14 protein-coding genes are annotated in these 17859 nt (G+C 69.0%); 4 read left to right on the forward strand and 10 right to left on the reverse strand.

Annotated elements, in window-relative coordinates:
• Nucleotides 1-16 precede the first annotated feature (16 nt).
• The 4 genes from POL67_RS15410 to POL67_RS15425 all read right to left on the reverse strand — a co-directional run bounded on the left by POL67_RS15410 (nt 17) and on the right by POL67_RS15425 (nt 4195).
• Nucleotides 17-856, reverse strand: a complete 840-nt coding sequence (locus POL67_RS15410) for a 2-oxo acid dehydrogenase subunit E2 (RefSeq protein ID WP_271918112.1) — start codon at nt 854-856, stop codon at nt 17-19.
• A gap of 38 nt (nt 857-894) precedes the next feature.
• The gene (locus POL67_RS15415; protein ID WP_271918113.1) at nt 895-1758 is read right to left on the reverse strand and encodes a Crp/Fnr family transcriptional regulator; all 864 of its coding nucleotides are present in this window, start codon (nt 1756-1758) and stop codon (nt 895-897) included.
• Nucleotides 1759-1827: 69 nt separating this feature from the next.
• Nucleotides 1828-3255, reverse strand: coding sequence for a PAS domain-containing protein (locus POL67_RS15420; RefSeq protein WP_271918114.1), 1428 nt, complete (start codon nt 3253-3255; stop codon nt 1828-1830).
• Between the two features lie 139 nt (nt 3256-3394).
• A complete protein-coding gene (locus POL67_RS15425; RefSeq protein WP_271918115.1) occupies nt 3395-4195 on the reverse strand; it encodes a crotonase/enoyl-CoA hydratase family protein in 801 nt (266 codons plus the stop codon).
• 137 nt (nt 4196-4332) lie between these two features.
• Here POL67_RS15425 and POL67_RS15430 point away from each other — a divergent pair, with 137 nt between their 5' ends.
• Entirely contained in the window at nt 4333-5940 is a 1608-nt protein-coding gene (locus POL67_RS15430) for a serine/threonine-protein kinase (RefSeq protein WP_271918116.1), read from the forward strand.
• Nucleotides 5941-6029: 89 nt separating this feature from the next.
• Here POL67_RS15430 and ybaK read toward each other — a convergent pair whose 3' ends face one another.
• Genes ybaK through POL67_RS15455 form a run of 5 tightly spaced genes read right to left on the reverse strand, consistent with a single transcriptional unit; the run spans nt 6030 to nt 8226 of the window.
• The gene (gene ybaK, locus POL67_RS15435; protein ID WP_271918117.1) at nt 6030-6503 is read right to left on the reverse strand and encodes a Cys-tRNA(Pro) deacylase; all 474 of its coding nucleotides are present in this window, start codon (nt 6501-6503) and stop codon (nt 6030-6032) included.
• A complete protein-coding gene (locus POL67_RS15440; RefSeq protein WP_271918118.1) occupies nt 6500-7456 on the reverse strand; it encodes a PLP-dependent cysteine synthase family protein in 957 nt (318 codons plus the stop codon). The genes ybaK and POL67_RS15440 overlap by 4 nt, the downstream gene beginning before the upstream one ends.
• 19 nt (nt 7457-7475) lie before the next feature.
• The gene (locus POL67_RS15445; protein ID WP_271918119.1) at nt 7476-7598 is read right to left on the reverse strand and encodes a hypothetical protein; all 123 of its coding nucleotides are present in this window, start codon (nt 7596-7598) and stop codon (nt 7476-7478) included.
• A complete protein-coding gene (locus tag POL67_RS15450) occupies nt 7595-7813 on the reverse strand; it encodes an addiction module protein (protein ID WP_271918120.1) in 219 nt (72 codons plus the stop codon). The genes POL67_RS15445 and POL67_RS15450 overlap by 4 nt, the downstream gene beginning before the upstream one ends.
• 53 nt (nt 7814-7866) lie before the next feature.
• Nucleotides 7867-8226: a DnaJ family domain-containing protein gene (locus tag POL67_RS15455; RefSeq protein ID WP_271918121.1), complete on the reverse strand. Its 360-nt coding sequence runs from the start codon at nt 8224-8226 to the stop codon at nt 7867-7869.
• 160 nt (nt 8227-8386) lie between these two features.
• Between POL67_RS15455 and POL67_RS15460 the strand changes: the two genes are divergently transcribed.
• The 3 genes from POL67_RS15460 (at nt 8387) to POL67_RS15470 (ending at nt 16589) form a co-directional block, all read left to right on the forward strand.
• Nucleotides 8387-9031: a hypothetical protein gene (locus POL67_RS15460; RefSeq protein ID WP_271918122.1), complete on the forward strand. Its 645-nt coding sequence runs from the start codon at nt 8387-8389 to the stop codon at nt 9029-9031.
• Nucleotides 9031-10623, forward strand: a complete 1593-nt coding sequence (locus tag POL67_RS15465) for an SDR family oxidoreductase (protein ID WP_271918123.1) — start codon at nt 9031-9033, stop codon at nt 10621-10623. Before POL67_RS15460 ends, POL67_RS15465 begins: the two co-directional genes overlap by 1 nt.
• Nucleotides 10624-10898: 275 nt before the next feature.
• Nucleotides 10899-16589, forward strand: a complete 5691-nt coding sequence (locus POL67_RS15470) for an ATP-binding sensor histidine kinase (protein WP_271918124.1) — start codon at nt 10899-10901, stop codon at nt 16587-16589.
• A gap of 4 nt (nt 16590-16593) precedes the next feature.
• On the opposite strand, the gene POL67_RS15475 is transcribed toward POL67_RS15470, so the two are convergent.
• Entirely contained in the window at nt 16594-17760 is a 1167-nt protein-coding gene (locus POL67_RS15475; protein WP_271918125.1) for a PAS domain S-box protein, read from the reverse strand.
• Between the last annotated feature and the right edge of the window lie 99 nt (nt 17761-17859).

Here is a 17859-nt window from a genome sequence, read left to right on the forward strand (position 1 = left end):
CCCGGCCGGCCCGGCGTCACCCGCCGTTCGTCGCGTGCGCCTCGGGCGCGTCGCGCGTGGCCCACGGGGCCTTCGCGAGCCCGTCGAGCGTCCAGGGTTCTTCAAACCCCTTCCGCAGCACCTTCGCGAGCTGGCCGAGCTGCGCGCCGTCGATGAACCGGTGATCCACCGTCGCCGTGATGGTCACGAGCGGCCGCGGGACGACCTTGCCCGCGACGACCGCAGGCTGATCACGCACCGCGCCGACGAGGATGAGCACCGGCACCCGCGCGAACGGCGTCGGCGGGGCATACCCCTCGTCCACGCCGAACGCGCCGACGTTCGTGATGACACACGAGCCGAACGGGAAGGGCTCGAGCCCGAACGCCGAGAGCCCGAGCGAGCCCGTCAAGAACCCCGTCGTCCAGAGGACGGGCTTGAGCAGCCACGAGGGCAGCGCCCGCACGATGCCCTTGCTCTTCTCGAAATCGGCGTCCTTGCCGCCGCGGAGCTTGCCCGCGCCCTCGGCCAGCGCCTTCGCGATGTCGGCGACCGATTTCTCGTCGGCGCTCGGGATCTTCGTCTTCGCGAGGTCCCGCCCGTCCTCCAGCGCGACGAGGAACGTGACGTCCACGGTCTCGTGCGGCACGTATTTGCCGAGGACGATGCGGCCGTTCAGCCCCGGCGCGGCCTTCATGGCCATCGCCGCGGCTTTGCCGACGATGTGGCCGATCGTGACCTTCTCCCCGGTGGTCTTTCGCAGGTGCTCGACGTAGGCGACCGCCTCGCCCGCGTCCATGACCAGCTTGCCGTAGATGTTGCCCTCGCGCGGCGAGGACCATGTGGCAATGGCGAGCTTGCGCCTCGTCGAGTTCATCTCGTCCCCCGGGGAAGTGGGTTCCTGTCCGTCTTCGATTACACCACGAAATCGAGCATCTGCACACGCGTCAAATGCTCGCCGAGCTTCTTCGCGTACTCGTCGATGAGCAGGTCGAGCTCGACGAGCACCGCGCCCTCGCCCGCCTGCCGCACCTTGCCGCTCACCGGGATCTCGCCGTTCGGAATCACGAGCACGAAGCTCACCTCGTCGCCCGGCTTCGCGTCGGGCAAGGAGACGAGCTCGAGATACCGGTCCGACATCGCGCTCACGGGGATGAGCACGCCCGCGTCGAGGCGGACCGAGGTCGAGAGCGCGTAGGCCGGCGTGACCATGTAGTGGACGCGGCGGTTGTGCTCGATGAGCGTGTCGAGCGTCTCGCAGACCGCGCGGCTGATCGGCGTCTCCTCGGCCTCGAGCACGCGGTCGCGCAGCTCCTTCATGGCCTTCTGCGTGCGGATGATGTTCGCGCGCATCTCGCCCTGCCGCATCGCATCGCGGTGGACCTTCTGCGCCACGATCTTGAGCAGGTTGTGATAAAAGGGGAACGCGACGTCGCCGTGGTTCTCGAAGAACCGCATGAGCGCGACGACGCCGATGCGGTAGAGCTCGGACGCCTCGGTCGCGACCGCGCGCGTGTTGCGGTAGAGCCCGGTCAGCGCCCCGAGCTCGCCGATGGGCGCGATGGGCGCGAGCCGGAAGCGGACCTCGCCGGCCTGCTCCAGGGCGATCTCGCCCGCGGCCAGGAGCCACAGGTGCTTCGGCTCGGTGCCGGCCTCGAAGAGCACGTCGCCGGGCGCGAGTGTCACGCGCTCGAGGCCCTCGATGAGCTCGGCGAGGTGGGCCTCGGTGATGCCCTCGAAGAGGGGAATCGCGTGGAGATCGGCGGGTCGCATCGTCATGGCAGGTCCTTGTCGCCGCGGCGCGGGGGGGCGCATCCTCGCATGGATGTGCCGTCCGCGCGAGGGGCGTCAGCGCTTGCCGCGCGGACCGAGCCCTGCACAGTAGCGCAGCGCGTCCTTGAAGCTCTGGAGCGTGCGGATCTGCGCGAGATTCACGTCGATCCCGACGAGCGTCTTGGCGACCGAGGGGCGGATCCCGGTGATGATCCCCTCACAGCCGAGGAGGCGCACGGCAGAGGCCACACGGACGAGGTGCTCCGCCGTCGCTGTGTCCACCGCCTCCACGCCCGTGAGATCGAGCAGCGCGAAGCGCGCCTGCTTGTCGACGACGGCTTCGAGCAGCGCCCCGAGCATCTGCTCGGCCCGCGCCGCGTCGAGCGTGCCCACGACGGGCACCGCGAGCACGTCCTGCCAGACCTCGAGGATCGGCGTGCCGAGCTCGGCGATCGCCTGTTTCTGCGACGCGATGAGCTCGAGCTGCGCCTGGAGCTGCGCCTCGAACCGGAGCTCTTCGGTCGCGTCCTCGGTCGACGCGCACGCGCCGATCACCTCGCCGAACGGATCCCGCAGCGGCGCGAACCGCATGCGGAGCTGGGCGTCGCGCATGGGGCGCTCGACGACGTACGCCTCGCCCGCGAGCGCGCGCCGCATGTCGCCGACGAGGTCCGGCCGGTCGCGGTAGAGCTCGAACAAGTTCTTGCCGACGAGCTCCGCCGCCGTGCGGCCCATCTGCTTCCCGAGCGCCCCCTCGAAGAGGGTGCACGTTCCCTTCTTGTCGAACGCCCAGATGCAGATCGGCAGGCGATCGACGCACTCCGTGATGGCCTTGGATTTCTTGGAGAGCTGAAGGTCCTCGCCGTCGTGCACCGCGAGCGAGTGGACCCCCTTCACGGTGCCGCTCGCGTCGACGAACGGCGTGTAGACGTTCCGCCAGTGCGCCTTCTCGGTGACGTCCTCCTGGAGCAAGGTCTCGCCGGCGAGCGCGCGCGTGACGATCTCATGCACCTTCGAGTCCGGCGGGTAGAGCTCGAACACGCTTTTCCCCACGGCCGCGCCAGGGACGAGGCCGAGCAGCGCGAGCCCCTTGCCGTCCGACACGAGGACCTTGCCCTCCGCGTCGCACGACCAGACGATCGCATCCATCACACGGAAACAATCGAGGAGAATGCGCGCCTTGTGCTCCTCCGCCTCGTCGCGCGTCACCTCCGCCGCGGCCCACAACGACCGCTCGTCCGCCCGCCAGAACGAGAGCCTCGCGCGCTCACCCTCCCGCGCGAGACGCACGTCGAGCGAGATCGTCGCCTCCGCGCCGAAGGCCGCGCGCTCCGCCTCCGCGAGCGCGGCGTGATCCTGTTCGTGTACACGAGCGTCGAGCGAGCCGCTGCCCACGCGTGTTTTCCACGCGGCGTTCGTCGCGAGTGTCTCGCCGGTGAGCGACACGAGCGCGAGGGGTGTCGGGCAGCCGTGAAGGAGCGTCTCTGCACGGGGGAAATCCATGCGCATCAAGCGTCCACCTTCCGGGACGCATGACGCGGCACCTCGAGCCGGTGCGATGCGCATGGCCCCCTCCATAGGCCATGGTGCCTGCCCTGCTCGTCCGCTCGCAATGAAGAATCGAGCGGTTTTCGTGCCCTCTTTACTTCCCCGCGAAGCGCGGCGTGCGCTTCTCCATGAACGACGCCATCGCCTCGCCGAGGTCCTCGGACGCGAGGAACGCCGCGTTCCAGGCCGCGACGTAGGCGAGCCCGTCGGCGACCGACTTGCCCTCGCCGTGATCGAGCACCGCTTTGACGCCGCGCACCGTGAGCGGCGGGTTGGCGGCGATCTCCAGCGCGAGCTTGCGCGCCCCCGCTTGCAGCGCCGCCGCGTCGTCGAAGAGCTCGTTCACGAGGCCGATCGAGAGCGCGCGCTCGGCCGAGAGATCCTTGCCCGTGAACGCGAGCTCCCGCACGAGCCCCTGGCCGAGCAGCCGCGGCAGCCGCTGCAGGCTCCCGAGATCCGCCACGATCGCGATCTTCGTCTCGCGCACCGAGAAGTACGCGTCGCGCGTCGAGAGGCGGATGTCACACGCCGCCGCGAGATCGAGCCCCCCGCCGATGCAAGGCCCCTGGATGGCCGCGATGACGGGCACGGGGCAAGCCGCGACGGCGTCGAAGCCGCGCTGGTAGCGCTGGATGAGCCCGAGCAGCTCCATCCGATCCGCCGCGCCCCCGCCCCCGAGGTGCGGGCCGAGATCGGCCATCGCCGCGCGCAGATCGAGCCCGAACGAGAACGCCTTCGCGGTCGACTGCACGACGACGGCGCGCAGCCCCTTCTCGGCCGCGAGGCGCCCGAAGAGCGCCTCGAGCTCGACGAAGAGCGCGGGCGGCATCGTGGGCCGGAGGAGCGTGACGGTGGCGATCGCTTCGGAAATCTCAAGGGAGACGAACTCACTCATGCGGCGAAGCTAGCAGAGGAGGTCGTCTGTACGTCAGCCACGATCCACGGCCCGAGCCACGAGCGATCCATCGCCAAAATTTCCGCGTGCGCCTCCCACTTCACCGCCCTGCCCCTGACGTCGTATGCTCGGGCGTGATGGCCCAGGACGTCTTCGGGATCGCCGGCACGACGCAGGGCCCCTTCACCATCGAAGAGGCGGTGGCCGAAGGGGGGTTCGGCGTCGTCTACCGCGCGCTCCACGGAGCGTTCCGCGCGCCCGTCGCGCTGAAGTGCCTCAAGATCCCCACGATCCCGGAGGACCTGCGCGCCGGCTTCCTCGAACGATTCCGCGAGGAGGCCGAGATGCTCTTCCGGCTCTCGGCCACGATCTCGGAGGTCGTGCGGCCGCTGCATTACGACGTCATCACGCTCGACAGCGGCCTCATCGTCCCGTTCATCGCGCTCGAGTGGCTGGAGGGGCGCACGCTCTGGTCGCTCATCGAGCAGCGCGCCACGGACGGCCTGCCGCCGCTCGGCTACGTCGAAGCCGCGCGCCTGCTCACGCCCGTCGCCCGCGCCCTCGACGTCGCCCACAACTTTCCCGGGGGGGCCCAGGGCGCGCTCTGCGTCGTCCACCGCGACATCAAGCCCGCGAACATCTTCCTCGCCGAGGTCCACGGCACCGAGTACGTGAAGATCCTCGATTTCGGCATCGCCCGCGCCCGCGACGCGGCCTCCGTGATGGCCGGCGAGATGACGCAGGCGGACACAGCCACGCCGCTCGCCTTCACGCCGCGCTACGGCGCGCCGGAGCAATGGGCGCCGAAGCGGTTCGGCACGACCGGCCCGTGGACCGACGTGTGGGGCCTCGCGCTCGCGTTCCTGGAGACCATCGCCGGCCGCGTGGTGATCGACGGCGACGCGGTGGCGATCATGGGGACCGTGCTCGACGAGAAACGAAGGCCCACGCCGCGGAACGAGGGCATCGCCGTGCCCGACGCGCTCGAAGCCGTCTTCCGCCGCGCGCTCGCCGTGGATCCGCGCGAGCGCCCCGGGAGCGCCGGCGCGTTTTGGGACGAGGTGGAGCAAGCCCTCGGCCTCGGGCCGCGCCTCTCCGCGCCCGCGGGACATCGGTCCGGGATCATGCGGGCGCCGGCGATCGAAGCGCCCCAAGGCGAGTCGCGCCGCCCCTCGGGCTCGATGCGCGCCGTCTCCGTGCCGCCTGCGAGCCTCGACGTCGCCTCCACGGTGCTCGCCGACGCCCCGTCCGAGGGCGGGGGCCGCATCTCGCGGTTCCCCGAGCCGCCTGCGCCGTCGGCCCGCGCCCGGGACGCCGCTGCGATCGACGTCGACTGGGGCGCGAGCGGCCCGAGCGCGCCGCAGCGCCGATCGAGCGCGTCGATGCCGGCCGTGCGCCTCGATTCGCCGGCGTCGCCGCCGAGCTCACGCGTCTCCTCGGTCCCGAAGCCGCGCGTGTCGGCGGCCCCGCGCGAGCCCCTCCCGCGCGAGCCTCCCCCGCGCGAGCCCCTCCCGAGCGTCTCGAACGAGCCTGCGCCCGACGTCCGCAGCATGCTCGGCGGCCCGGTCGCGCTGGCCGGCGCGGGCGTGATCATCCGCGTGCTCGACCAGATCGCGGGATGGCTCTGGCTCGGGGGCGAGCGCGTGGGGCTCGGGCCGCTCCGCTTGTCCTACGTCGCCGCGATCCTCATCGGCGCCGGGGCGCTGCTCGCCCTCGCGCGCCTGCTGCGCCATTTGACCCGGTAGGTGTCCTGGAGGCGGGGGTCGGTGTCCTGGAGGCGGGGGTCGGTGTCCTGGACGCGGAGGTCGGTGTCCTGGAGGCGGGGGTCGGTGTCCTACACGCTCCGGGCGATCGGCGCGAGCGTGCCTTTCACCACCCGCACGTAATCGGTCGGCGCGAGCAGGATCTGCAGCCCCCGCACGCCTGCCGAGACGGACACCACGTCGTGGAGCTCGATCGTCTCGTCGACGACAACAGAAAAGTCCTTTTTGCCGCCGATCGCCGTCACGCCGCCGCGCACGTAACCCGTGAGTGGCTGGACCTCCTTCAGCGACACCGTATCCACCTTGCGATCGCCCGTGGCCCGCGCGAGCGCCTTCAGATCGAGCTCCTCGTTCCCGGCGAGCACGGCCATGAGCACGCCCGTGCGATCTCCGCGACAAACGAGGGTCTTCCAGACCTGCTCCACGGGCAAGCCGATCTTCTCGGCCACCGTCCCGGCCCGCAGATCTTCGGGATCGACCTCGTACGCGCGGAGCTCGTAGGCAATGCCGAGCGTATCGAGCAACCTCACCGCATTTGTTTTCATCGCACGCTTTTTACGGCCTCGTCCCCCGACAGGTCCCGGAACATATCGGTCGAGAAATAACGCTCCATCCGGTCGCAGAGCACGGTCGCGATGTCGTGCCCCGGCCCGAGCCTGCGCGCGAGCATGCGCGCCCCGGCCAGGTTGAGCCCGCTCGACGGGCCCACCGGGAACCCTCGCGCCACGAGATCCCGCGCCGCGCGAATGGCCTCCGCGTCGGGGACCGGGAGTGAGACCACGCCGCCCACGTCCTCCTCGTCGAGGATCTGCGAGAGCCCGTCCACCACGCCCGGGATCCCGCCGCAGATCTCCGGCTGCCCCTCGAAACACACGCCCCGCTCGGGCCGAGGCCTGCCGATGACCGCCTTTTGCCCCGACTCGAGGAGCGCCCGCGCGATCCCCATGAGCGTCCCGCCGGTCCCGACGCCGGCGACGAAGCCGTGGATCGTGGTGCCGACCTGGGCGATGAGCTCGGGGCCCGTGGTCCGCTGGTGGGCGAGGGCATTCTGAGGATTCTCGAATTGGCGCGGCCAGAAGACCCGCGTGTCCTCTTCGGCCATGCGGCGTGTCTCCTCGATCGCGCCGAGCACGCCGAGCTTCTGCGGCGTGAGCACGACCTCACCGCCATAACGACGGATGATGAGCAAGCGCTCGCCGCTCACGCCCTCGGGCATGACCGCGCGGAATCGTACGCCGATCATGGCGCAGGCCATGGCGAAGGAGATCGACGTCGAGCCGCTCGACGCCTCGACGACGATGCTGTCGTCCCGCAGCGCCCCGCGCTCGACGGCGCAGCCGAGGATGAAGCTCGCGATGCGGTCCTTCGTGGATCCGCTCGGGAGCATGTACTCGAGCTTGATCCAGAGGGTACACCCCGTCTCCTCGTCCCGGAGCGGGACCGTGGGCGTGCCCGCCGCGAGCCGCGCGAGCCAGGCCTTCATCGAGCGTCGGACCATGGGGCGAAGGCTAGCTCGATCAGCTACGTCCGTGCCAGTAGGTCGGCCGTCGCTTGTGGGCCGCGATGGCCAGGATGCGGATGTGGTCCTCGCGAGGTCTGTAAAGCTCCGCGAGCGCGTGAAAGACGACGGGGAACGTCATGCGAAGCGTGACCGCACGTCCCGGAGCACGTCCTCGGCGGAGCGACCCTTCGCGGGATCGAAGTCCGCGTCGCGCCGCGCCGCCTCTTCGGCCCACGCCTCCTGGTTCTCCTGCTCGGAGAGCATCTCCAGGCTCTCGAGGAGCTTCTCGGCGAGGCGCGCCCGGTCCGCGGGGTCGAGCTTCAGCGCTTCGATCTCCAGCTCGGTCAGGTTCATGCGAAGACTCTACCCCCACGGACAGCGCGTGGGGAGCCCCGGCAAACCAGGCCTCACCGCGGCTCCGTCAACTTGCTGTGCACGAGCACGTTCCGGCCCGACGCCTCGAACAGGATCGCGAGCCGCGTCGTCTTCGCGCCGAGCGCCTCCGTCAGCTTTGCCCGTTCTTTCTCGTGTTTGCACGCCGCGAGCCGCTCGCGCAGCGCCGCGATGTCCCGCAAGAGCTCCACTTCCTCCGGCGCGCTCCCCGCGATGCGCTGGATCCGCGCGGCCATGCGGTCCTCCGCGGGCAGGCCGGCGAGGTCGTCCGCGGGCATCGGTTTGCCCTTGCCGGGCAGGTCCTCGAACGACCCCCGCGCCTCCGCCTCCCGGATCCGCGCCTCCACGAGCACATGAAAATCCCTGGAACGCACGCCTCGTCTCCTTGCTCGGCCACCCTTCGAGCACGTCGTGGGGGCGCTCGCGCGCGGGTCAAGCCCCCGCGGCCGTTCTGGACGCGTCTGCCGGACGAGCTGAAGCAAAGCCTTCTGAACCGGCTGGTCAGCGTCCGTGATCCATGTATGCTCCGCCGCGATGCGCCACAGCGCTGGGGACGCTCCTCGTCCATCCTCGGGCAGGCGGCTCGGGCCACCTTGCCTCGTCCGGCTCGTTTGCTCGTTCGCCGCGCTCGCCCTCGGCGTCACCACGAGCGTGGCGGCCTTGGCCGAGGAACCTCCCACGGCGGCGCCCGCGCCCGAGCCCGCGCCCACCGCAAGCCGGGGGAACCTGCGCCAGGCCAAGAACTTCGTCGGCCTCGGGCCGCTCTTCGGCATCACGGGCCACACCGACGGAACCATCTCCGGCGCCCTCGGCTTCGAGCTCTCGTACGTGCGTTACCCCGTCGAGGCGTTCGCGTTTGGCCTCGGCGCGTTCGCGCAGGCGCAGTCCGTCGGGTTCACGCACGGCCGCTGGGCGTTCGGCCCGCAGATCAACTTCATGATGTTCGGCGCCGAGATCGGCGCGTACCTCGAGGAAGGCTACGGAAACCGCGCCACCACGATCGGCCTCCACGCCTCGCCTTTCGTCTCCATTGGCTTCTTCTCCGCGGCCTTCCGGATCGGCGTCCCCGTCAGCGCCTTCTCCGAGGGGACGCCGTACGGCCTGGATCTCGGGCTCATCTGCGCCATCAAGGCGCCCATCCCCCTCGACGGCCAGCTCTTCGGGCTCGCATTTCATTGATGAACGACGATATCGCGGACGAACAGGACGAACAGGAAGACCACGAGCCCAAAGCCCCCGAGCAGGCTCCTTTTTCCGAAGACGATCTCCGCGTCGCCCTCGACGTGCTCGAAGCCGTGGTCCGCGACCGGGCCGTCCTCGCGCACGTGCCACGCGAGGCGCGCGTGCGGCTGCTCGAAGCGGCAGGGAGGGTCTCGCGGCCCGATCGCGCCGAGCAGCGCCGCCTCGCGAAGGCGCTCCGCCGAAAGGATCGCCTCGCCGTGAAGGCGGAGGACGCGGCGTTGCTCGACGCGACCGGCATTCGCGCGGGCCGCCGCGCGACGGTCTTCCAGACGCCGCCGCCGAGCTTCGGCGCCTTGCCGGGCCCCGCGGAGGCGCCGCCGCCCCCCGCCGAGCTCAGCGACGCGCGCAAGTGTTACGTCTGCAAAGCCGAGTTCCGGAAGATCCATTTCTTCTACGATCAGCTCTGCCCGCCCTGCGCCGAGCTCAATTATACGAAACGCACGCAGACGGCCGATCTGCGGGGCCGCGTCGCGGTCGTGACCGGCGCGCGCGTGAAGATCGGGTACCAGGCCGCGATCCTCCTCCTCCGCGCCGGCGCGCGTGTCGTCGTGACGACGCGTTTCCCCCACGACGCCGCGCTCCGGTACGCCCGCGAGAGCGACTACGAGGCCTGGGCCGAACGGCTCGAGATTCACGGCCTCGACCTGCGCCTGACCCCGAGCGTCGAGCGGTTCGCGCGGTTCCTCGAAGGTCACCTGCCTCGGCTCGATTTCATCATCCACAATGCCTGCCAGACCGTGCGCAGGCCGCCGGGCTTTTACGAGCACCTCCTCGGCACCGAGCTGCAATCCCCCGATCGATTGCCCCCCGAGGCGGCCCGCCTCGTCGCGAGCCACGAGGCCGAGCGCGCCGCGCAACGAGCGCTCGCCCAGGCCAACGAGGTCGCGCTCGCCCCGCGCGCGGGCTCGCTCGCGCTCTTCGAGGATTCCGCCGCGCTCTCACAGATCCCGCTCACGGCCGAGGATCACGCGCTGCGCGGCCGGGTCGATCTCTTCCCCCGCGGCGCGCTCGACGCGGATCTCCAGCAGATCGATCTGCGCGACAAGAATAGCTGGCGCCTCGCGCTCGCGGAGGTGCCCACGATCGAGCTGCTCGAAGTGCACCTCGTCAATGCCATTGCCCCGTTCGTGCTGAGCAGCAAGCTGAAGGGCCTCATGACGCGGCACCCCTCGCGCGACAAACACATCGTCAACGTCTCGGCGATGGAGGGGCAATTCTACCGCGAGCACAAGACCGACAAACACCCGCACACGAACATGGCCAAGGCGGCGCTGAACATGCTCACGCGCACCTCGGCGCAGGATTACGTGAAGGACGGCATCCACATCAACAGCGTGGATACGGGCTGGGTGACGGACGAGGACCCCGCGGAGATCGCGGCGCGCAAGCAATCGATCCACGGCTTCCACCCGCCGCTCGACATCGTCGACGGGGCGGCCCGGATCGTGGACCCGATCTTCGAGGGGTTTGCCACGGGAAGCCACGCCTACGGGCAATTCTTCAAGGACTACAAACCGACGCCCTGGTGACGGCGCCCGGCCGTTGATCCGCCGCGCGCCGACCGCCCGGCCTCGCGGAGAGGCGGGGCGTTCTGGCGGGTGAGCGAGGTCCTACGTCGTGGCCCGCCCTGGCGTTGGGTGTGACACGACCGGCCGCGTGTGGAGCCGTCCTTCGCCACGAGGGCGCGCCAGGAGCGCACGTTCCATGCTATGGGGATTCAGGGGGCTGCCGATCGCAAGTCATGGGTGGGCCCATTCCCTGCGCGCCCCTTGCCTGGCGCCCGCTCCGGGCAGCGAGCTTTCCCATGAAGGACGCGTCCCCGTTCGAGATCACCGAGACCCTTCACGAGGGCAGGGGCACCCTCGTGCTCCGCGGGGTCCGGACGGCCGATGACCTCCCCGTGATCCTGAAGGTGCTCGACCCGAGGCGCAGCCGCCCGCGTGATCTCGAGCGCTTGAAGCGGGAGTACGAGATAGGCAGGCAGCTCGATCTGCCGACCATCGTCAGGCCGCTCGCGCTCGAGACGCACGAGGGAATGCCGGCGCTCGTGCTGGAGGATTTCGGGGGGCAATCGCTCGACCACTTCCTCGGCGCGCCCTTGCCCATCGAGCGGTTCCTCGACCTCGCGGTTCGTATCGCGGCGGCCGTCGGGGCGCTCCACCGGCGTGGCATCATCCATAAAGATCTGAAACCCCAGAACATCCTCGTCAACGCGTCCACCGGCCAGCTCAAGCTCGCCGATTTTGGGCTCGCGGTATGCTCATCCCGCGAGCGCCAGGCGGCCCGGAGCCCGAGCCTCATCGAGGGCTCCCTGCCGTACCTCGCGCCGGAGCAAACGGGGCGGATGAACCGGGCGATCGACAGCCGCGCCGACCTCTATGCCCTGGGCGTGACATTCTACGAAATGCTCACCGGGCGCCTGCCCTTCGAGGCCGCGGACCCGCTCGAATGGGTGCATTGCCATATCGCCCGTATCCCGCAGCCTCCCGGAACGTGGGTCCCGGAGCTGCCCGAGGCCCTCTCCGCGCTCGTCATGAAGCTCCTGGCCAAGATGGCGGACGATCGCTACCAGACCGCCCGCGGCCTCGCGCACGACCTCGAGCGGTGCCTTTCCGAATGGCGCGCCAAAGGTAGGCTCGAGCCGTTTGTCCTGGCCGAGCACGACGTCTCCGGCCGCTTCGAGATCCCCCAGAAGCTCTATGGCCGCGGGGAGGAGATCGCCGCGCTGCTGCGTGAGTTCGAGCGTGTGGTCGGCACGGGCTCCCCCGAGCTCGTCCTGGTCTCGGGTTACTCCGGCATCGGAAAATCGGCGCTGGTCCGGGAGCTCTGCAAGCCGATCGTTCGCGAGCGGGGCTTCTTCGTTTCAGGAAAGTTCGACCCGTACAAGCGCGACATCCCCTATTCCACGATCGTACAGGTCGTCCGGGAGCTCGTGCTCGAGATCCTCGCCGAAAGCGAGGAACAGATCGCTCCTTTCCGTGAGCGGCTCATGGGCGCCCTCGGGATCAACGCACAGCTCATCGTGGACGTGATCCCGCAGGTCGAGCTCGTCATCGGCAGGCAACCGCCGGTCGCCGAGCTTCCGCCGCTCGAGGCGCAGAACCGGTTCCGTATCGTGTTCCGGCATTTCATCGGGGTGTTTGCCCGCAAAGAGCACCCCCTTGCGCTCTTCCTCGACGATCTCCAGTGGGCCGATCCGGCGAGCCTCGCGCTCCTCGAGGATCTGGTGACCCACGCCGAAACGGGCCATCTCCTCGTGATCGGCGCATACCGTGACAACGAGGTGACCCCCTTGCACCCGCTCGTGCTGACGCTCCGCAACGTGCGGAATGCGGGAGCGCGCGTCTCGGAGATCGTGCTCGGCCCGCTCTCCTGGGTGCACCTCGCCGCGCTCGTCAGCGACATGCTCCACTGCCGCCCCGAGGAAGCCGCGCCGCTTTCGGACCTCGTCCACGAGAAGACGGCGGGCAACCCCTTTTTCACGATCCAGTTCCTCACCGCGCTGCATGACGAGCGCCTGATCGAGTTCGACGAACGCGCGAGCGCGTGGCGATGGGACGTCGCGAAGATCCGAGCCAAGGGCTTCACCGACAACGTGGTCGAGCTGATGGTTGGCAAGCTCGCGCGGCTCCCTGCGCGCACCCAGGAAGCGCTGAAACAGCTCGCGTGTCTCGGGAGCACGACCGACGTCGCCGTCCTCTCGGCGGTGAGCGGCCGCTCGGAGCAGGCATCACACGAGGATCTCTGGGAGGCCGTCCGTGTGGGGCTCGTCCTCTGGATGGACGGGGCGTACAGTTTTCTCCACGATCGCGTTCAGGAGGCGGCCTATTCGCTCATCCCCGAGGAGCAGCGGGCCGAGGTGCACCTGCGGATCGGCCGGCTCCTTTTGGCGAAGTTGCCAGAAGAGGTGATCGCGGAGCGGGTCTTCGACGTCGCGAACCAGCTCAACCATGGCGTCGCGCTCATGACCGATCCACGCGAAAAGGAGACGCTCTGCCGGCTCGACTTTCAGGCTGGAAGAAGGGCGAAGGCCTCGATTGCGTACGCGTCGGCGCAGAGCTATCTGGCCCAAGCGACGCCGCTCTTGGCCGCGGACGCCTGGCGCACGCAGTACGAAGAAACGTTCGCCCTCTACATGGAGCGGTCCGAATGCGAGTACCTCGTCGGCAACTTCCAGCGGGCCGATGAGCTATTCGACCTGATATTCCAGAACGCGCGCTCCAATCCCGACCGAGCCAGGGTCTACCGGCTGCGCATCAGGCTGTACCAGGTCTCGGGGCGATATGCCGACGGGGTGACGGTCGCACTGGAAGCCCTGCGGCTCTTCTGCGTGACATTGCCCGAGTCGGACGAGGAGATCCAGGCCGCAGTCGAAGCCGAGAACCGGGGCATTTCGGCCAGCCTGCGCGGCCTCCGGATCGCCGACCTCCTCGACGCGCCGGTGGTGAGCGACCCCGATGGGAGGGTGATCATCGGCCTGCTCGTCGACTCGATCCCCTGCGCGTACAACGCGCGACCGGAGATGTTCGCTCTGCACGTCGTCAAAGCGCTGAGCTTCTCCCTGCGGTATGGGAACGCCGAGGAGACCTGCTTCGCCTACTGCGCCTACGGCATCATGTTGGCGTCGGTCTTCGGCGACATTCCGTCCGCCTACGAGTTCTCCGAGATGTCGCTGCGGCTGAACGAGAAGTTCAACGACGCCAAGCTCAAGGGCAGGCTGCTATTCATGCATGGCGGCCACATCCACTCCTGGCGGAGGCCCATCGCGACCAGCGTTCCGATCATGGAGCAGGCTTTCCTGGCCTGCTTGGAGGTCGGCGATCTCGTTTTTGCCGGCCTCGTGACCGTTTTGACGGTATGGCTGGTTCTGGAGACCGGCAGCCCGCTCGACGAAGTCCTCAGAGTGGCACAGAAATACCTCGCATTCGCCAGAGAGAGCCACAACGATGCGGTATTCCACACGATCCAGCTCGAACGGCAGTTCGTGGCGAGCCTGCAAGGACCGACGCTGGAGCCGGCAAACCTCGACGATCGAGCTTGCGACGAAGCTGAAAGTCTGGCCTTGATCACAGGGGCGACGTTCGGCTGCGGGATTGCCTTCTACCATGTCATGAAGCACGTCGCCGCTTTTATCGACGGACGGTATCGCGAGGCCCTCGATTCTGCGGCCCGAGCGGCGACAATGCTGGGGGCGGTCATGGCGCAGCCCATCGAGGCCACGCATCACTTCTACCATGCGCTCACTTTGACCGCGCTCTACCCGCAGGCGCCTGCCCCGCAGCAGCGGGAGTTCGCGTGCACCCTCGAACGGGGGCTGCAGAAGCTCAAGCTCTGGGCGGACAACTGCCCCGAGAACTATCTGAACCGCTACGCTCTCGTGTCGGCCGAGGTTGCTCGTATCGAGGGCCGCGACCTCGACGCCGAGCGCCTCTACGAGGACGCCATCCGCTCGGCCCACGACCAGGGCTTCGTCCACAATGAAGGGCTCGCCCACGAGCTGGCGTCGCGGTTTTACCGAGCACGAGGATTCGGCAGGATCGCCGACATGTACCTCCGCGACGCCCGCGCTTGTTATGCTTGCTGGGGCGCCGAACGCAAAGTCGAGCAGATCGACCAGATGCATCCTCGTCTGCTCCCATCGAGGCCCCTTTCGCCGGCTGCCACCTTGGCGCTTCGGCCGGAGCTGCTCGACCTGCTCTCGGTGACCAAGGCCTCGCAGACCCTCTCGGGCGAGATCGTCCTCGACAAGCTTCTGCGCACGCTGCTCACGGTGGTGCTCGAGCAGGGCGGCGCGCAACGCGGCTGTCTGATCCTGTGCCTGGAGGAGGGGGCTTCGATCGAGGCGGAGGCGTCGTTCGAGGGGAGAGACGTGGCGACGAAGCTCCTGGAATCGCAGCGGCTCTCGTCGTCGCTGGTGCCCGTCTCGATCGTCAATTACGCCCTGCGGACGAAGGAGCGCGTGATCCTGGAGGACGCGGCCGAGGCCGGGAAATACGCCTCGGATCCCTACCTCGCGCGCGTGAAGCCGAGGTCGCTCCTCTGCTTGCCCATCCTCCAGCAGACCGAGGTGGTGGGTCTGCTCTATCTGGAGAACAACCTCCTCGCCGGCGCGTTCACGCCCGATCGGCTCGTGGCCCTCTCGCTCCTCGCCACGCAGGCAGCGATTTCCCTGGAGAAGGCGCAGCTCCTCCGGAAGGAGCAGGCGGCGCGGGCGGCGGCCGAGGCGGCGGAGCGCCGCGCCATGTTCCTCGCCGAGGCCGGGGCGGTCCTGTCGGAGTCGCTCGATTACCAGGAGACGCTCGCGCGCCTCGCGGGGCTGTGCGTGCAATCGATTTCCGACTGGTGCGTGATCGACATCGTGGAAGGCGGAGAGATCCGACGTATCGCCGGCGCACACAAGGACCCCACGAAGGCGTCGCTGCTCGAGGAGCTCCAGCGGCGGTATCCCCCTTGCTGGGATTCACCCCACGGGGCGTCGAGGGTCCTGCGGACGGGAGCGCCGCTCCTCGTGCCCGAGCTCTCCGACGATGTCATACGAGGCTTGGTCGTCGACGAAGAGCACCTGAAGGTCAGCCTCGCTCTCGGGGCGCGGAGCTCCATGATCGTGCCGCTCGTGGCGCACGGACAAACGCTCGGGGTGCTGAGCGTCGTCTCGGCCACGCTGGAGCGGCGCTACGTGCGCGCCGATCTCGCGCTGGTCGAGGAGGTCGCGCACCGGGCCGCGATGGCGATCGACAACGCGCGGCTCTATTGCAAGGCCCGGGACGCCATCCGCGTGCGGGACGAGTTTCTCACCGTGGCCTCGCACGAGCTGAATACGCCGGTGACGTCGCTCCGGCTCACGCTGCAATCGCTGGACCGGTCCATCCGGGGAAGCCGGTCGGGCGAGATGCAGGCGATGGCCAAGCTGGTCGAGCGGGCCCTGCGTCAGGGGACGCGCCTGGCCAGGCTGAACAAGGCCCTCGTGGATGTCTCGCAGCTCCACGGGGGCCGGCTCCCGCTCGAGCCCGAGAACGTCGACCTCGCGACCCTCCTCCGCCATGCGCTCGACCAGCTCAAGCCGGAGCTCTCGCAAGCGCGGTGCTCGGTCCACATCCAGGACGGCCCCCAGGTCGTCGGCCATTGGGATCCGGACCGCATCGAGCAGATCCTGACGAACCTCCTCTCGAATGCGATCAAGTTCGGGGCCGGCAAGCCCATCGAGGTTTTCTGGGGCGAGGAGGGCGGGCTCGCGCGGATCGTGGTCGAGGATCACGGGATCGGCATCGACCCGGCGCGGCAGGAGCGCATCTTCGAGTGCTTCGAGCGCGCCGCCTCCGAGAATTACGGCGGGCTGGGGCTCGGTCTGTACCTCAGCCGTCGGATCGCGGAAGCGCACGGGGGCACGCTCCAGGTCCAGAGCCAGCCGGGGGTCGGAGCGTCGTTCACCCTCGAGCTTCCTCGTGTCGGCCGCCCTGCGCCGCGGAATAACGAAGAGCGCGGGGCGCCGGCGTAACTCGCTACACCCGCGCTGCTCGGATCGCGTGGCGGAGCGCGGCGCGGAGCGAGCCGAACGTCTTGACGGAGAGCGGCACGCCGAGTTCGACGAGCGTGCGCGCCATTCCAGGCCCGAGGCCCGAGACCAGGCATTCGCTGCCGATGAGGCCGGTCGCGCGGACCATATCGCCGAGGTGCGAGGCAATCGAGGCGTCCATCGTCGACGCGCCCGTCAAATCGAGGATCGCGAAGCGCGCGCTGCTCCGCACGATCGCGTCGAGCAGGCTCTCCGTCATGCGGGTCGCGCGCCTGGCGTCGATTCCGCCGACGACCGGCATCGCGAGCACGCCGTCCCACAGATCGAGGACCGGCGCCGAGAGCTCCTCGATGGTGGCGGCCTGCTCGCGCGCGCGCTCGCGCATCTCCTCCTCCTCCTTCACGCGCTCGGTCACGTCGCTGACGAGCGAGGCGACACCCACGACCTGGCCTTCCTCGTCGACGAGCGACGTATTCGTCCATTCGCAGGTGATGAGCCGCCCGTCCTTCGTGATGTTCTCATTGCGGGCGCGCACCGGCCCCTTGGCCTGCTTGATCTGCTCCCAGACCTCGGCCACGTAGGGGCGGATCTCCGGGGGCACCATGAGATCCTGGCCGTAACGGCCTATGGCCTCCTCGCGGTGCCAGCCGAAGATCGACTCCGCCGCCGGATTCCAGTCCGCGACGCGGAAATCGGTGTCCCACTCGATCATGCCGAGCGGCGCTTGATGAAAGTGGAGCGCGAGCCGCTGCTGCGAGCGGTAGAGCGCCTCGCGAATGCGCTTTTGCCCCGTGACGTCGATACCGACGCCATAGAAATACTTGAACCCGCCGTCGTCGTCGTAGACCGGCCTTCCATGCCACTCGACGAGCAGCTCGCGGCCGCTCCGGGTGATGACGCGGTTTTCATTGTACGTCGTCCCGCGCGCCGATACGAGCTCCCCAAAGATCCTCCGGAGCACCTCGTGATCACGCACCGGGACGAACATCGTCGCGTAATCCTGGCCGATGACCTCGTCGCGCGTATACCCGAGCGCGCCGAGCATCGTGCCATTCATGTACACCGTGCGGCCACTTGCATCGATTCCGACAACGAATGTCGGGGAGGTATCCAGGATCTCGTTCGCAAGCAGGGGTTCCGCGGCGTCCGGCATGGTGGTTCGTGCGCCGCCCGCGTTACACGAGGACAGGCGGCCAGGGTACGTTACCCGAGCGCTTCCTGCCACGCAAGGCTCGTCGCCGCCCCCGCGACA

The organism is Polyangium mundeleinium, from assembly GCF_028369105.1.
GTDB lineage: Bacteria > Myxococcota_A > Polyangia > Polyangiales > Polyangiaceae > Polyangium > Polyangium mundeleinium.

Excerpts from the sequence above, each read along its gene's own strand:
- POL67_RS15410 (WP_271918112.1), bottom strand. The coding sequence starts at position 856 with ATGAACTCGACGAGGCGCAAGCTCGCCATTGCCACATGGTCCTCGCCG.
- POL67_RS15415 (WP_271918113.1), bottom strand. The coding sequence starts at position 1,758 with ATGACGATGCGACCCGCCGATCTCCACGCGATTCCCCTCTTCGAGGGC.
- POL67_RS15420 (WP_271918114.1), bottom strand. The coding sequence starts at position 3,255 with ATGGATTTCCCCCGTGCAGAGACGCTCCTTCACGGCTGCCCGACACCC.
- POL67_RS15425 (WP_271918115.1), bottom strand. The coding sequence starts at position 4,195 with ATGAGTGAGTTCGTCTCCCTTGAGATTTCCGAAGCGATCGCCACCGTC.
- POL67_RS15430 (WP_271918116.1), top strand. The coding sequence starts at position 4,333 with ATGGCCCAGGACGTCTTCGGGATCGCCGGCACGACGCAGGGCCCCTTC.
- ybaK (WP_271918117.1), bottom strand. The coding sequence starts at position 6,503 with ATGAAAACAAATGCGGTGAGGTTGCTCGATACGCTCGGCATTGCCTAC.
- POL67_RS15440 (WP_271918118.1), bottom strand. The coding sequence starts at position 7,456 with ATGGTCCGACGCTCGATGAAGGCCTGGCTCGCGCGGCTCGCGGCGGGC.
- POL67_RS15445 (WP_271918119.1), bottom strand. The coding sequence starts at position 7,598 with ATGACGTTCCCCGTCGTCTTTCACGCGCTCGCGGAGCTTTACAGACCT.
- POL67_RS15450 (WP_271918120.1), bottom strand. The coding sequence starts at position 7,813 with ATGAACCTGACCGAGCTGGAGATCGAAGCGCTGAAGCTCGACCCCGCG.
- POL67_RS15460 (WP_271918122.1), top strand. The coding sequence starts at position 8,387 with ATGCGCCACAGCGCTGGGGACGCTCCTCGTCCATCCTCGGGCAGGCGG.
- POL67_RS15465 (WP_271918123.1), top strand. The coding sequence starts at position 9,031 with ATGAACGACGATATCGCGGACGAACAGGACGAACAGGAAGACCACGAG.
- POL67_RS15470 (WP_271918124.1), top strand. The coding sequence starts at position 10,899 with ATGAAGGACGCGTCCCCGTTCGAGATCACCGAGACCCTTCACGAGGGC.
- POL67_RS15475 (WP_271918125.1), bottom strand. The coding sequence starts at position 17,760 with ATGCCGGACGCCGCGGAACCCCTGCTTGCGAACGAGATCCTGGATACC.